Origin of the sequence: Mycobacterium sp. MOTT36Y, assembly GCF_000262165.1 — a bacterium.
In the GTDB taxonomy this organism is placed as follows: domain Bacteria; phylum Actinomycetota; class Actinomycetes; order Mycobacteriales; family Mycobacteriaceae; genus Mycobacterium; species Mycobacterium intracellulare.
In genome coordinates, this window is sequence record NC_017904.1 from 1,492,894 (window position 1) to 1,506,935 (window position 14,042).

Here is a 14,042-nt window from a genome sequence, read left to right on the forward strand (position 1 = left end):
CTCACGCGGCGCCCCCGCAGAATCGGCGGCCCACCTCGTGGTAGAGCGCGCGACTGTCGCCCAGCAGCGCGGCGCCCTGCCAGGCGCGCCTGACGTAGAGGTGGACGTCGTGCTCCCAGGTCTGACCGAGCGCGCCGTGCACCTGGACCGCCGTGCGCGCACAGGCGGCGGCCGCGTCACCGGCCGCCGCTTTGGCGAGCGCGGCGGAGGTCCACGCGTCGCCGGGTGCCGCAGCCGGATCGGCGAGCCGGGCCGCGGCCGCATACGTCAGACTGCGGGCGCGTTCCAGGCCGACGTAGTTGTCGGCCAACGCGTGTTTGATCCCCTGGTATGCGCCGATCGGTTGGCCGAACTGGCGCCGCGACTTCGCGTGCTCGACCGAGCGGCGCAACGCGGCGCTCGCGACGCCGATCAGGTCCGCGGCGCAGGCCACCCACGGCGCCGTCAATGCGGACTCGACGTCGGCGCTCGCGACGGCCACGGGCTCGGCGTCGATGTCGGCCGTCGCCAACGGCTGGGCGGGGTCGGTGGAGTCAGCCGCGGGCACCACGGTGACACCGTCGCCGCAACGCGCGACCGCCGCGACGGTGTCACCGGCGTCGTCGCGGGCAAGGGTGACGACCACCTCGGCGCGCGACAGGTGGGGGACCGCGACCGCACGGCCGCGCAGCCGGCCGTCGCTCAGGGTCATCGGCGCCCCGGGCAGGCGCGACCCGGGCGCGTGGACGGCCAGCGTCGCCACGGTTCCACCGGCGATGTCGGCCAGGACCGAGTCGAGTCCGGCGTCACGCAGCACGCCCGCGGCCAGACCGACGCTGCTCAGCAAGGGGATCGGGGCGAGGGCGGCACCGCATTCCTCGAGAACCACGGCGAGCTCGACCGGCCCGTAGTCGCCCGCCTCTTCCTCGGAGGGGGCGGCGAGCTCGGTCCACCCGAGATCCACGACCGTCTTCCACAGGGCGCGCCAGCGCTCCGGATCCGTGAGCGCTTGGCGGGCGGCCTCAGGCGGGCACTCCGTACGTAATATGTCGCGTACGGCGTCGCGGAGCGACAACTGCTCCGAGTTCAGCCCTACATCCATAAGACCTCTAACATAGTAAAGATAATAAACTAGCCCTGCCGTCAATGACACGGGGTCGGACGCATAGGTGGCGCATGGCCGAGTGGTACCTGTTCCTGCCGCAGGTCCGGTTGTCGGCGGGCGACATCACCGAGCGTGCGGGCCGGGCCGAGGCCAGCGGTTTCGACGGCATCGCTTTCATCGATCACCTCGAGGCGCCCGGCCTGCCCGACGAAAGCATCTGGGAGGCAATGGGGATCGCCACCTGGGTGGCCGCCAAGACCGAGCGGCTGCGGATCGGTCATCTGGTGCTCTGCGACGCCTTCCGGCATCCCGCGGTGCTGGCCAAACAGGCCGTCACCCTCTCAGAGGCGTGCGGCGGCCGATTCGAGCTCGGTCTGGGGGCGGGGTCGTGGCCCGCGGAGTTCGCCAGATTCGATGTCGGCCAGCAGGATCCGAGAGCACGGGTCGATCAGCTCGACCGCCACCTGAGGCTGCTCAGGCAGTACTGGGGCGACGGGACGGGGGAGGCCGCGGTGGCGCCGCAGGCCCCGCGTCGGTCCTACCCGATACCGCTGGTCCTGGGTGGCAGCGGACCCCGGATGATGGAACTCGTTCGCAGATACGCGGATTGGTGGAATCTGCCTGCCCATCAGCTCGACAAGCTGCCGACGCTGGCCACGGCCGCCGGGACGGCCCGGTTGTCCATCCAGCAGATGGTGGGCTTCGTCCGGTCCGGCGCCGATCCCGACACCGTGCGCGAGGTGAGCACCCGGCGATTCGGCAACCTGGGATCCGGACTGGTCTGCGGGGATGCCCGCGAGCTGGTCGGGCACTTCAGCGGACTGGCCGGGCAGGGGGTCGAGCGGTTCTACGTCTGGTTCGCCGACTTCGCCGCACCGGACTCGTTGCACGAGTTCGGCGAATCGGTGATCAAGCCGTTCCCGGCGCCGTAGGCGTCAACCCCGTTGCGCGCGGCGGCGGGCCTCGGTGGGCACGACCGGCGGCCGCGCGTAGGGGCCGCGCTCCACCGCGGACAGGCGGATCTCCGGCAAATCGACCGATGGGTCGACGGTATCCAGCCAGACGACCGCCTCGGCGACGTCGGAGACCGCGATCGCGTACATCTCGAACGGAACGTCCTGCAGCATCTCGGTGGCCACCGGGCCGGGCGTGACGATATGCACGCTGATGCCGTCGCGATCGACTTCGAGCGCCAGGGCCCGCGCGAACGCGTTCATGCCGGCCTTTGAGGCGGAATACGCGGTGCGGGCCGGCATCGGCTCGTGTGCCGCCGACGACGAGATGAACACCAGCCGCGAGCCCGCCTTCATCCTGGGCAGCACCGCGGACGTCACCACGAAGCACGAATCCAGGTTGGCCGACATGATGGCCTGCCACTGCTCGAAGGTCTGCTTGCGCGCGTAGGTTCCGCCGAGCGCCCCCGCCGCGTGGACGACGAGGTCGATTTCCCCCAATGCGCTTATCGCGGCGGGGAATCCGATCGGATCGGAGGCGTCGGCCACCACGTGGCGCGCACCGATCTCCTCGGCGGCGGCGCGCAACGGATCTTCCCGCCGCGCCGAGAGCACCACGTCGTAGCCGCGCTCAACGAGCTTGCGGGCGCACCCTTTTCCGATCCCGCCGCTACCGCCGGTGACCAATGCGGTTCGCATGACCGTTGCAGGCCGCCCTTCAGGAGTGCCGGATGTCCCGCGACCGCGACAAGGCCTGCGGGGAGAGCGCATAGATGCGTTGATCGTGCTGACCGGACAGCACGTAGGTTTGGGTGTCGGCGAGGTGGCGTCCGGCGATACGACGAGCCCGGTCGACGTTGCCCTCCGCGATCGTCTCGGTCAGTTTGACGTGGGTGGTGAGCACGGCGCGGCGCTGAGCCAGCGACGGGTAGGTGCCCCGCGACGCACTCTCGTCGGCCCATTGCCGTTCGTGACTGGTCCACAGCGTCTCCAGGCTGCCCACGACCGCGATGATCGTGTGGTTGCCGCAGCCGCGGACGACGAGATCATGGAATTCACGGCCGATTTCGGTGAACCGGCGGCCGTCTTCGAGGTGTTCGGCCATCGACTCGTTGATCCGCGTGAGTTCGGGCACCAGCGTCTCGGCCCGGTCCGGACGGCGGGCGGCCAGCGCCGCGCAGGCGGGCTCGAGTTCCTGCAACGCCATGCCGAGATCGGCCACCTCAACGGACTCGCTCTGCAGCAACAGGCCGAGCATGTAGGCGGCGCTGGTCTTCGCCGGGGCGTGCACGACGGCACCGCCGCGGTTGCCCCGCCGCACCGACACCAGCCCCTCGGTCTCCAGGATCCGCAACGCCTCGCGCAGCGACACCAGGCTCACGTTGAACTGCTCGACGAGCACCTCTTGGCGCGGCAGCAGATCGCCATCGGCGAGGTCGCCGTCGATGATCTGACGACGCAACTCATCGGCTACGATTTCGGCGATCCGCGGCGCCGACAACCGGCGCCGGGCGTCGGGGCCAATTCCCAAGGCGGTCATCCGATCCTCGAAACAAAAGCAACTCGCTGGCTTAGCTATTTTAGCAGTAATGATATAAATAGCTTCTCTGATCGCGCGTCGATCGGAAGGGCGGGTGCAATTGAGCGAGCGGTCCGACAGCCGGCCGACACCGCTACACGATTTGCGTGTCGTCGAGATCAGCGACCGGATAGCGGGCAGCTACTGCGGGAAGCTGCTGCTTGACGCCGGCGCGCAGGTCTGCAAAATCGAACCGCCGCAAGGGGATTGGCTGCGCCGGTACACCGCCAGCTGTTCGCCGGTCGCCGAAGACGGCACCGCTCCTTTTTTCAGCTACCTCAACGCGGGCAAGCGCAGCATGACGTTCGCGCCTGGCGCCGAGGATTCGGCGCGCTTTCGCGCCACGCTGGCCGCCGCCGACGTCGTCGTCGTCACCGCCGGCCCGGCGCGGGCCGCGGCGATGGGCATCGACCCGCGGCAACTGCTGGAACACTCGCCGCGGGCCGTCATCGTGACGATCTCCGATTTCGGCTGGAGCGGACCCTACGCGGACCGCGCCGCCAGCGAGTTCACCTTGCAAGCGTGGGCGGGCTCGCCCGGCTTCCGCGGCGATCCCGCCGGGCCCCCGATTTCCATCGGCGGCGATCTGGGCGAGTACATGGGCGGAGTGTTTGCGGCGTTCGGCGCGCTGGCCGTGCGCCGCCGCGTCGAGCGCGGCGGGCCCGGCGAGCATCTCGACCTGTCCATGCTGGAAGCGCTCACCGCGATGCAGAGCAGCGAATGGCTGCATTCGCAGCTGCTGCGCGTCCCGCCGATCCGCCGCACCACCGAAGTGCCGTCGATCGAGCCCGCCAAGGACGGCTACGTCGGGATCACCATGGTCACCGGGCAGCAGTGGCTCGACTTCGCCGCGATGGTCGAATGCCCGCAATTGGAGGAGATCGAACAGCTGCGGTTTCAGATCGGCCGGTGGCAATACCGCGACCTGATCCGCGAGCAGATCCATCCCTGGCTGGCCGAACGGACCGTCGCCGAAATCGTCGAGCTCGGACAGCTGTTCCGGCTGCCGATCGCCGCGCTGGGCAACGGCTCCACCATCCGGGATCTGGAATACGTGCGCCAGCGCGACGCCTTCATCCACAACCCCGCCGGTTTTCACCAGCCCCGCCCGCCGTGGTTGATGTCGGCCTGCGCGCCCGCACGCGTGGGTGCCACGCCCTCACTTGGCGAGGACGATGACGAGACACCCTGGCGCCGTGACGAATCCGAATCCGAACCGGCGCTGGACGGGTTACCGCTGGCCGGTGTTCGCATCATCGACCTGACCGCGTTCTGGGCCGGGCCCGCCGCGACCCACCTGCTGGCCGCTTTCGGCGCCGACGTCGTCAAGATCGAATCCATCCAGCGGCCCGACGGCATCCGCTACTCGGGCGGAATGCGCACCGACGTGGACGACTGGTGGGAGTACGGCTGGGTGTTCCACGCGATGAACACCAACAAGCGTTCGGTGACACTGGATTTGGGATCCGAGGAGGGTCGTCGCCTGTTCACCGAACTGGTCGCCGGCGCCGACGTCGTGATCGAGAATTTCTCGCCGCGGGTGATGGAGCACTTCGGCCTCACCGCCGAGGTGCTGCTTGGGGTCAACCCCAGACTGGTGTTCGCCCGGATGCCCGCGTTCGGCGTCGAGGGCCCGTGGCGGGATCGGGTCGGCTTCGCGCCCACCATGGAGCAGATCGCGGGCTTGGCCTGGGTGACTGGGCTGCCCGAGGCCCCGCCGGTGACCCCGCGCGGGGCCTGCGACCCGCTGGCCGGTGTGCACGCCGCGTTCGCCGTGCTCGCCGCGCTGAGCTTCGCCGAGCGCACCGGGACGGGCCAGCTGGTCGAGTTGCCGATGCTGGAAACGGTGCTCAACGCCACTGCGATCCAGGCGATCGAGTCCGAGGTCTTCGGTGTGACGCTGAGCCGTCGGGGCAATCGCGGTCACGGCACGGCGATCCAGAACATCTACCGCTGCGCCGGCGACAAGGACGATTGGATCGCCGTGACCATTCGCGACGACGCGCAGTGGCACGCGCTAGTCGACGTGATGGACCGTCCCGCGTGGTGCCGGGACGAGGCCCTGTCCACCGTCGCCGGTCGCCGGCAACGAGCCGACGAGATCGACGCCCGGCTGGCGGAGTGGTTCGCCCGCCAGACCCTTGAACCGACGGTGGAACGCCTGGCCGGCGCGGGAATTCCCGCCGCGCCGGTGGTATCGCCGTCGCTGGTCACCGACAATCCGCAGCTGCGCGACCGCGGGTTTTTCGAGGCGCTGCACCATGGCAGCACCGGCCTCGGTCTCTACCCGTCCCCGCCGTTCGCCCTGCTCGACGGCCAGGACCACTGGCTGCTGCGGCCGCCGCCGAAGCTGGGCGAGCACAATGAAGAGATCCTGCGCGATCGGTGCGGGCTGACCGACGAAGAACTGACACGCCTCGCGGCCAGCGGGGTGATCGGGACCCGCCCCAAGGGTCTGTAAGAGAAGTGGAGGGCATCTGATGCGCGTGACGGTCGACGAAAACTTGTGCGAGGCCAACGGCTTTTGCGAATCGCTTGCGCCGGACGTGTTCGAGCTGGGGGACGCCGACGTGGTGCAGATCGCGGAGGGCCTCGTGCCGGCGCGGCTGGAAATCGACGTGCGCGCCGCGGTGGATCAGTGCCCGAAGGCCGCGCTGCGGCTTGTCGAGGACTGACTCGCCCGACGACGGCGAGTGCCGGAACGGCGCGAGTGAGGAGTCGGGCAATCAGACTCGCCCGACGACGGCGAGTGCCGGAACGGCGCGAGTGAGGAGTCGGGCAATCAGACTCGCCGGACGACGGCGAGCGCCGGAACGGCGCGAGTGAGGAGTCGGGCAATCAGACTCAGCGGCGCTCGCGTAGCGATATCGCCATCTCGTCGTAGATCGACATGTTGGTGGTCAGGTTGGGATGGGCGGCCTTGGCCGGGCCGATTTCGATGTCATCGCAGCGCAGCAGCAGTTCGTCGAAGACCGCGCGCAGTTCCGCACGGGCCAGCATGGCGCCCAGGCAGTGGTGCGGTCCGCCGCCCCCGAACGCCACGTGCGGGTTGGGCTGGCGGCCGATGTCGAAGACGAACGGTGAATCGAAGACTTCCTCGTCGCGGTTGGCCGAGCGCAGCATCGACACCACCCGCTCGCCCTTGGCGATGCGCTGGCCGTCCATCTCGACGTCGACCTTCGCGGTGCGCGTCCAGTACGCCACCGGCGACGCCCAGCGCAGCACCTCCTCGACCGCGCCGGGCCGCAACGCTTCCTGCGCGCGATACCGCTCGATTTGCTGTGGATTGCGCACGAACGCCTGCAGCCCGATGGCCAACGCGTTCTTGGTGGTGTCGCTGCCGGCGAACGCCAGCACGAAGAAGAAGAACTCGAGCTCGTTCTCGGGCAAGCTGAATCGCTCGCCGTCCTCGCCGGTGATCACCGCAGTCGCGAGCGTGCTCCAGATGTCGTCGGTGGGATTGCGCCGCTTTTCGGCCGTGAGCTCCATCGCGTACCTGAACACCGAAGCGAAGAGATCGAGTTCTACCCGCCCGCTCGGGTGTGCTTCGGGCGCAAGCGCTTTGAGGATCTGGTCGAAGATGCCGAAGATTCGCGGCCGATCCTCGTCCGGGATGCCGATGATGTCGCCGATCACCGACATCGGCAACGCGTCGGCGACGTCCTCGATCCAGTCCCCGCCGCCCGCGGCCAGCAAGTCGTCGATCATCCGTGCGGCACGCGCGCGGATCCCCTCCTCGAGTTTGGCTATGGCGCGCGGATTGAACGCGTTGGAGATGAGTTTGCGGCGTCTGTTCAGCTCCGGCGGGTCCAACGTGATGATCGTCGGGAACGACGAGAACATGGCGACCGGCTGGATGAGCGGGCCGTCGGCCGCGGTGAACGACTCGGTGTCGCGGTGCAGGCGGACCGCGTGCCGGTGTTTGGTCGCCATCCAGAAATCGCGGTGCACGGTCTGGGCCACTCCCGGCGTCAGCTCGTGCCGGAACAGTGGGCTGCTGCGTCGCAGCTCGGCGAACAGGTCGTCGGGAAAGCCGTTGCACCACAAAGACAGATCGGACAGGTCGACCGCTGCAGCCGTCATCGCCGGGCCCCATTCTGCGGCGACGCACCGGGAACCGGTGAGCGCCGCGTTGACGTTCTATGCCTAAGATAGTAAAAATAGAGCTAGTCGTCGAACTGGAGTGCTCGTGACGCGTACAGTTTCGGACCCGGCCCCGGAGTCGGCCGAGGACCCCTCAGAACGAGAGTTCGGGCAGGCCGGCATCGCCCTGTCGACCTACCGTTTCCCGACGGGCTGGTTCATCGTCGCCTTCGGCTCCGACCTGGCTCCCGGTCAGGTCAAGCGCGCGCACTACTTCGGTGAGGAGCTGGTGCTCTTTCGCACCGAGTCGGGCCAGGTTCATGTGATGGACGCCTACTGCCAGCACCTCGGCGCCAACCTCGCCGTCGGCGGCACCGTGGAGGGCGAGAACATCGTCTGTCCTTGGCACGGTTGGCAATGGCGCGGTGACGGCAGCAACGCGCTGATTCCCTACAGCAAGATCGGCTGCAAGAACAACGTCCGCATCCGGACCTATCCGAGCATGGAGTGGTACGGCTTCGTGCTGGCCTGGCACGAGCGGCACGGTCGGGCGCCGTACTGGCAGCCGCCGGTGTTGCCCGAGCTGGAGACCAACGAGTACTACCCCCTGCACCCGCACACCCAGATGCTCAACCGGGTCAAGGTGCACCCGCAGATGATCATCGAGAACGCCGCCGACCCGTACCACGTTCAGTACGTGCACAAGGCCGCCAATCCCGCCACCACCGCGTCGTTCGAGGTGTCCGGCTACCACCTACACGCCACGGTCAACGCCCATTTCGGCGGGGGCCGGGCGCAGACCTGGCTGACCCCGAACGGGCCGGTCGACGCCAAGATCATCTACGACAACTACTCGCTGGGGCTGGGCGTGGTGCGATTCCCCAGCGAGCTGGTGGCCACCGTTCAGGTCACCGGACAGACGCCGGTCGACGAGGACTACACAGACTACTTCTACACGCAGGCCTCCGTTCGTGAGCCGGGCGACACCGGTGACGTGCCGACCGGACGCGCCGCCCGGTTCCTCGCGCTGCAGCAAGAAGTCATCAAGCAGGACTTCTTCACCTGGGAGAACATGAAGTATCTCGAGAAGCCGAATCTGGCTCCCGAGGAGGCGCACGATTACGCGGCCCTTCGCCGCTGGGCGCACCGCTTCTACCCGGGAACGCAACCGTCGCCGTCCGATTTCGGCTACACCGCCGACGGCGCGCCGGACCCGGCGGCCGCGAAAGCCTGATGAAACCCTGATGCCCGGTCCCGCCGATTTCGGTGTCGACGGTTTCACCGTGCCGGCTGTGCTGGATCGGCGGGCCGAGCAGCATCCCGACCGGGTGATGATGTCGATCGCCGGTGTCGACGTGACCTTCGAGCAGATGCGGCGGCGGTCCCGCGCGGCGGCAAACATACTGTCCGGCTTGGGCGTCGGCCGCGGCGACTGCGTGGCGTTGTTCACCGCCACCTGCCCGGAATGGGTCTACTTCTGGTTGGGCGCGGCGCGCATCGGCGCGGTCAGCGCTGCCATCAATGCCGCGAACAAGGGTGAGTTTTTGCTGCACACCCTTCGGCTGTCATGCGCCAAGGTGATCCTCACCGATGCTGAGCGGCGGCCCCGCGTCGACGAGGTCGCGGGCGGACTGAATGCGGCGACCGACATTGTGGTGCTGGATGTTTCGCTCACCGAGGCGTTGAGTAGCACGCCGGTTCACCCGGTGGGCGACAGCCCCGCCGGCGCGGCGGACGTGGGCGTGCTGTTCTACACCTCGGGCACGACCGGGCCCTCCAAAGCGGTTGCCACGACGTGGCATTACCTGTTCTCGGTGGCGGCGACCGTCGCTTCGGCGTGGGAGTTCGGCGCGGGGGAGGTGCTGTGGACGGCGATGCCGCTCTTCCATCTGAGTGCGGCGCCCAGCGTGCTGGCACCGATGCTGGTCGGTGGAACCACCGTGTTGGCGAAAGCCTTTCACCCGGCGCAGGTGTGGGATGAGATCCGCGCCCACGGCGCCGTCGGTTTCGCCGGCGCCGGCGCGATGGTCTCGATGCTGCAAAACCTGCCCGCCGATACGCGGGACGCGCAGCTGCCGCTCCGGTTCATCTCCGCCGCGCCCATCGACGCGGCCTCCTACCGTGACATCGAAAAGCGTTACGGCTGCCGCATCGTCACGATGTACGGATTGACCGAGGCGTTCCCGATCGCCCTCAAGGCCGTGGCCGACGAGGGTGTACCCGGAACCTCGGGCCGGCCCAACCCCGATTTCGACGTGCGCATCATCGACGAGCGCGGCGATCCGCTACCGGCCGGCGCCGTCGGAGAGATCGCGTGCCGGCCGAAGCGGGCCCACGTAATGAGCGAAGGCTATGTGGGCCAGGGGATGCGGGTGGACCCGCACCCGGAGTGGTTTCGCACCGGTGACCTGGGCCGGCTCGATGCCGATCAGAACCTGACCTATGTGGACCGCGTCAAAGACTCGTTGCGCAGGCGGGGCGAAAACGTCTCATCGGTCGAAGTGGAGACCGTCGTCATGCGTCACCCCGCCGTCGCCGAAGCAGCGGCCGTCGGAGTCCCCAGCGAGCTGGGCGAAGACGACATCCTGGTAGCCGTGACCCTGCGTCCCGGGGCCACACTGGACTGCGCCGAGTTGCTCGACTTCTGCGCGGCCCGGATGCCGTACTTCTGCGTGCCGCGATACGTCGAGACGGTGGACGAACTGCCAAAGAACATCATCGGCCGCATCCGCAAAGACCTGTTGCGCAACCGGGGCGTGAGTCCGGGCGCATGGGATCGGGAAAAAGAGGGGTATATCGTTGCCCGGTAACGTTGCCCGTCACTGTGAGAGAGGCTGCGAAGCACAATGACCATGACCTATCAGGAACAGCAGCTGCTCCATGCCGCCACCGGCCGCGCCGCCATCCTCAACCTGAACGCCCGGCACAATCGCGCCTATTCGGAGGGCGACCGCGAGCGCTGGATCGCCACCTTCCGCCATTCCGGCGCCAGCTATACCCGTGACGGCGAGGCGTTCACCGATCTGCGCGCGGCCTTCGACGGCGGCGACGGGCAACGGTTGATCACGGTCGACCACGAGATCGCCGTCGACGGGGTCAACGCCGACCAACATTGCGTCGCCGTGCTTTTCGCCGCGATGTTCGAGGACACCGCGCTGCGGGCCACCGGGGTCTTCCACGACACACTGGTCTACGAGCGCGGCGGATGGTACTTCACATCCCGTACGTTGCAGTGGGATTCGGTCCCGAGCCGGCATCCGCTCGTCATGTGAGCGGCATCGATACGTGGACCAGGATTTCAGTCAGCGGCTGGCCTTCGGCACCTACGAGGATGCGTTGCGGATGGTCGGCACGAAAAGCGAACCCCGCACCGCGGCCACCGCGGTCAGCGCCGCACGCATCCAATTGTTCGCCGCGATGGTCCGCGACGGGAACCGTTCCTATTGGGATTCCGAGTTCGCTCGTCGGCAATGGGGAGGCCTGCTCGCGCCACCCGCTTTGCTGATGGGCTGGTTGATCACGCCGCCCTGGCAGCCCGGAGGGAGGAGGTCCGGTTCATTGATCGCCCTGCGGGTGCCGCTACCGGGCACCACATTCATCAACGCGGCCAACGAGGTTGAGTTTCCCCAACCCATCGTGGAAGGCGACGTCCTGACCGTCGTCGACGAGCTGGTGTCGGTGTCGCCGGAAAAGCGGACCAGGCTGGGCGTCGGCCATTTCGTCGAGACGCTGGAGACCTATCGCCGCCAGGACGGCGCCGTGGTCGCCACCTCCCGCAACACCCTGTTCCGCTTCACCCCCGGGCCGCCCTCGTGACCGGCGACGGCCTGGACTTCGACCGGATCACCGTCCCGGTCGAGCTGCCCGAGGTGGTTGACCACATCAGCTACCAGCGCGTGGTGGAGAACGCCGGAGCGACGTGGGACTACTTCCCCGGCCACTTCGACCCGGATTACGCTCAAGCTCAAGGGAATCCGACGATCTACGTCAACACGATGCACCTCGCCGGCTTCGCCGACCGCGTCGCGACCGAGTGGGCGGGGCCGCGCAGCCGCGTGATGCGGCGCTCCATGCGGCTGACCGGGTCGGTGTACGCCGGCGACACCATGACCGGGCGCGGGCGGGCGGTGGCCAAACGGCGGGACACCTCGGTGGACCCGCCGCGCTGCCTGGTCGACCTCGAAATCCAGGTGACCAATCAGCATGGCGCGCTGTGCTGCCCGGTCGAGCTGACGCTGCAGGTGCCCGAGGACCCGCATCACGGCGATGGATGACAACGCCGAACTGCACCTGGCGGTGTGCCGCCGGTTCGGTGAGGCGGTTGCCGCGGCGACCGGCAGATGGGACCGTCCATCCCCGGGCGATGCCTGGGATGCCCGAGGAGTGCTCGAGCACGTCATCGGCTTTCACGACGTACTCCTGTTGCGTCCCTTGGGACTCAAGCCCGACCGCCCGCGTGAGGATCCCCTCGAGCGCTGGCGACTGACGTACCGCTCGCTGACCGAGGCCTTTACCTCGGGCGTAGCGACACGGCTCGATGCCTACCCGCTCATCCCGAATCTGACCCGCGATGTCCTGGTGCATACCTGGGACCTCGCGCGTGCGGCGGGGGCCGACGACAGCTTGGACCCCGAGTGGTGTGAACGGTTTTGCGTCGGGTTACCGACGGATTCCCAGACGCTGAGCTCGGGGGCGATGTTCAAGGCCCCGCTTGCCGTACCCGCCGAAAGTGACGCGCAGACAAGGCTTCTCGCCGGCCTGGGCCGCGACCCCCGGTGGAGGCCGCGCACCTCATAGGGGTGGCAACTGCCCTTTGCATATCAGCGTCTGCAGTTCGACATACTCGTGCAGACCCTCGGGGCCGAACTCGCGCCCGATGCCGGATTGCTTGAAACCGCCGAACGGTGCCCCGATGTCGAGGGTGTACATGTTGATGCCGTAGGTCCCCGTGCGGACGGCGGCCGCGACGTCGAGGCCGTGCCCGATGTCGGACGTCCACACCGAACCGGCCAGACCGTAGTCGGTTTCGTTGGCGATGCGGATCGCGTCGTCCTCGTCCCGGTAGCGCAGCACCGTGAGCACCGGCCCGAAAATCTCCTCCCGGGCGATGCGCATGTCATTGGTGGCGTCGGCGAACAGCGTCGGCTGCACGTACCAGCCGCGCTCGGACGGGCTCTGTTCGCCACCCAGGACGACGCGGGCCCCTTCGCGGCGGCCGGACTGGATGTAGTCCTGGACGCGGCGCTGTTGGCGTTGGGCGACAAGCGGTCCGATGTCCGTTGCCTCATCGGCCGGGTCACCGACGTGCAGCGCTGACATCATGCCGGCCAGGGCGTCGACGACCTCGTCGTGCTTGCGGTCGCTGACCAGGATGCGGGTCTGGGCGACGCAGGCCTGGCCATTGTTCATCAGGCCCGCGCTCTTCAACCCGGCCACGGTCTTGTCGATGTCGGCGTCGTCGAGGATGATCGCCGCCGATTTGCCGCCCAGCTCCAGGCTCACGCGTTTCAGTTGTTCCCCGCACAGCGCGGCGATCCGGCGCCCGACGGCGCTGGACCCGGTGAACGCGATCTTGTCCACGCCGGGGTGGCGCACCAGCGCCTCGCCGACGTCGGTGCCGCCGGGCAGCACCGAGACCACGCCCTCGGGCAGGTCAAGCTGCTCGATCATCTCGGCCAACCACAAAGCGTCCAAAGGCGTTTCGGGTGCGGGCTTGACGATCACCGTGCACCCCGCGATGAGCGCGGGGATCAGCTTGGGCATGATCAAAAACTGGGGCACGTTCCAGGGCACGATCGCGCCCACCACCCCAACCGGGGCCCGGCGCAGGTGCACTTCGCCGAGCACGCCCTGGCGGCGTTCGGTCCACGGAAAGTCGCGGGCGGCGGCCAGCGCGAGGTGGATCAGCGACGCGGCGGCCACCCCCTGGCCCATCCGGCTGAAACTGCGCGGTGATCCCATCTCGTCGGTGATCAGGTCGGCCATGTCGTCGCTGTGGCGGGCGTAGATCGCGGCGAGCTGTTCGACTTTGGCCATCCGATCGGCGTGGCTCATCCGCGGCCACGGTCCGTGGTCGAAGGCGTGCCGAGCGGCGACAACGGCGGCGTCGACGTCCTCGGGGCCGGCCGCCTGGACGTGACCGACCGGCTCCTCGGAGTGCGGCGAGATCACTTCGAGCTGTTGGGGATTGGCGGGCTTGCGCCACTGCCCTCCGATGAACACTTCGTCGTAACAACGATGGTCGGAATTCTTCGTCATCGGGGCGCCTCCTCGAGGCAGCGGTGGGTGCAGTACGACCGTGACCGTAATTCGCTATTGACGCTAACATAGCGAAGAAAGAGCG

General features: G+C 68.2%; 14 protein-coding genes. 9 read left to right on the forward strand and 5 right to left on the reverse strand.

Going from position 1 to position 14,042, the window contains the following annotated elements:
- Window position 1 precedes the first annotated feature (1 nt).
- On the reverse strand, window positions 2-1,081 hold the full coding sequence (locus W7S_RS07180) for an acyl-CoA dehydrogenase family protein (RefSeq protein WP_036428666.1): 1,080 nt from the start codon (window positions 1,079-1,081) through the stop codon (window positions 2-4).
- A gap of 74 nt (window positions 1,082-1,155) precedes the next feature.
- Here W7S_RS07180 and W7S_RS07185 point away from each other — a divergent pair, with 74 nt between their 5' ends.
- The gene (locus W7S_RS07185) at window positions 1,156-2,016 is read left to right on the forward strand and encodes an LLM class flavin-dependent oxidoreductase (RefSeq protein WP_008255034.1); all 861 of its coding nucleotides are present in this window, start codon (window positions 1,156-1,158) and stop codon (window positions 2,014-2,016) included.
- Between the two features lie 3 nt (window positions 2,017-2,019).
- Here W7S_RS07185 and W7S_RS07190 read toward each other — a convergent pair whose 3' ends face one another.
- Window positions 2,020-2,736, reverse strand: a complete 717-nt coding sequence (locus tag W7S_RS07190; protein WP_008255037.1) for an SDR family oxidoreductase — start codon at window positions 2,734-2,736, stop codon at window positions 2,020-2,022.
- A 19-nt stretch (window positions 2,737-2,755) separates the two neighbouring features.
- Window positions 2,756-3,577: a FadR/GntR family transcriptional regulator gene (locus W7S_RS07195; RefSeq protein WP_008255038.1), complete on the reverse strand. Its 822-nt coding sequence runs from the start codon at window positions 3,575-3,577 to the stop codon at window positions 2,756-2,758.
- 94 nt (window positions 3,578-3,671) lie between these two features.
- On the opposite strand from W7S_RS07195, the gene W7S_RS07200 reads away from it, so the two are divergent.
- Window positions 3,672-6,077 (forward strand): CoA transferase, encoded by a 2,406-nt coding sequence (locus W7S_RS07200; protein ID WP_008255041.1) that lies wholly within the window; start codon window positions 3,672-3,674, stop codon window positions 6,075-6,077.
- 19 nt (window positions 6,078-6,096) lie between these two features.
- Window positions 6,097-6,291, forward strand: coding sequence for a ferredoxin (locus W7S_RS07205; protein ID WP_008255043.1), 195 nt, complete (start codon window positions 6,097-6,099; stop codon window positions 6,289-6,291).
- A 169-nt stretch (window positions 6,292-6,460) separates the two neighbouring features.
- On the opposite strand, the gene W7S_RS07210 is transcribed toward W7S_RS07205, so the two are convergent.
- The gene (locus W7S_RS07210) at window positions 6,461-7,699 is read right to left on the reverse strand and encodes a cytochrome P450 (RefSeq protein ID WP_008255044.1); all 1,239 of its coding nucleotides are present in this window, start codon (window positions 7,697-7,699) and stop codon (window positions 6,461-6,463) included.
- A 106-nt stretch (window positions 7,700-7,805) separates the two neighbouring features.
- Here W7S_RS07210 and W7S_RS07215 point away from each other — a divergent pair, with 106 nt between their 5' ends.
- From W7S_RS07215 to W7S_RS07240, 6 genes are read left to right on the forward strand one after another with little or no spacing between them, the layout of a single operon-like run.
- Window positions 7,806-8,933, forward strand: a complete 1,128-nt coding sequence (locus W7S_RS07215) for an aromatic ring-hydroxylating dioxygenase subunit alpha (RefSeq protein WP_014382134.1) — start codon at window positions 7,806-7,808, stop codon at window positions 8,931-8,933.
- A 10-nt stretch (window positions 8,934-8,943) separates the two neighbouring features.
- The gene (locus W7S_RS07220; protein WP_008255048.1) at window positions 8,944-10,509 is read left to right on the forward strand and encodes an AMP-binding protein; all 1,566 of its coding nucleotides are present in this window, start codon (window positions 8,944-8,946) and stop codon (window positions 10,507-10,509) included.
- Between the two features lie 36 nt (window positions 10,510-10,545).
- Window positions 10,546-10,971, forward strand: coding sequence for a nuclear transport factor 2 family protein (locus W7S_RS07225; RefSeq protein ID WP_009957528.1), 426 nt, complete (start codon window positions 10,546-10,548; stop codon window positions 10,969-10,971).
- A gap of 13 nt (window positions 10,972-10,984) precedes the next feature.
- A complete protein-coding gene (locus W7S_RS07230; RefSeq protein WP_008255052.1) occupies window positions 10,985-11,515 on the forward strand; it encodes a MaoC family dehydratase N-terminal domain-containing protein in 531 nt (176 codons plus the stop codon).
- Complete coding sequence (locus W7S_RS07235; RefSeq protein ID WP_008255054.1) at window positions 11,512-11,973, forward strand: MaoC/PaaZ C-terminal domain-containing protein; 462 nt, start codon at window positions 11,512-11,514, stop codon at window positions 11,971-11,973. The genes W7S_RS07230 and W7S_RS07235 overlap by 4 nt, the downstream gene beginning before the upstream one ends.
- Window positions 11,966-12,496 (forward strand): hypothetical protein, encoded by a 531-nt coding sequence (locus tag W7S_RS07240; RefSeq protein ID WP_008255056.1) that lies wholly within the window; start codon window positions 11,966-11,968, stop codon window positions 12,494-12,496. The genes W7S_RS07235 and W7S_RS07240 overlap by 8 nt, the downstream gene beginning before the upstream one ends.
- Here the strand turns inward: W7S_RS07240 and W7S_RS07245 are convergent.
- Window positions 12,491-13,957, reverse strand: a complete 1,467-nt coding sequence (locus tag W7S_RS07245; RefSeq protein WP_008255059.1) for an aldehyde dehydrogenase — start codon at window positions 13,955-13,957, stop codon at window positions 12,491-12,493. The genes W7S_RS07240 and W7S_RS07245 overlap by 6 nt on opposite strands.
- Window positions 13,958-14,042 lie beyond the last annotated feature (85 nt).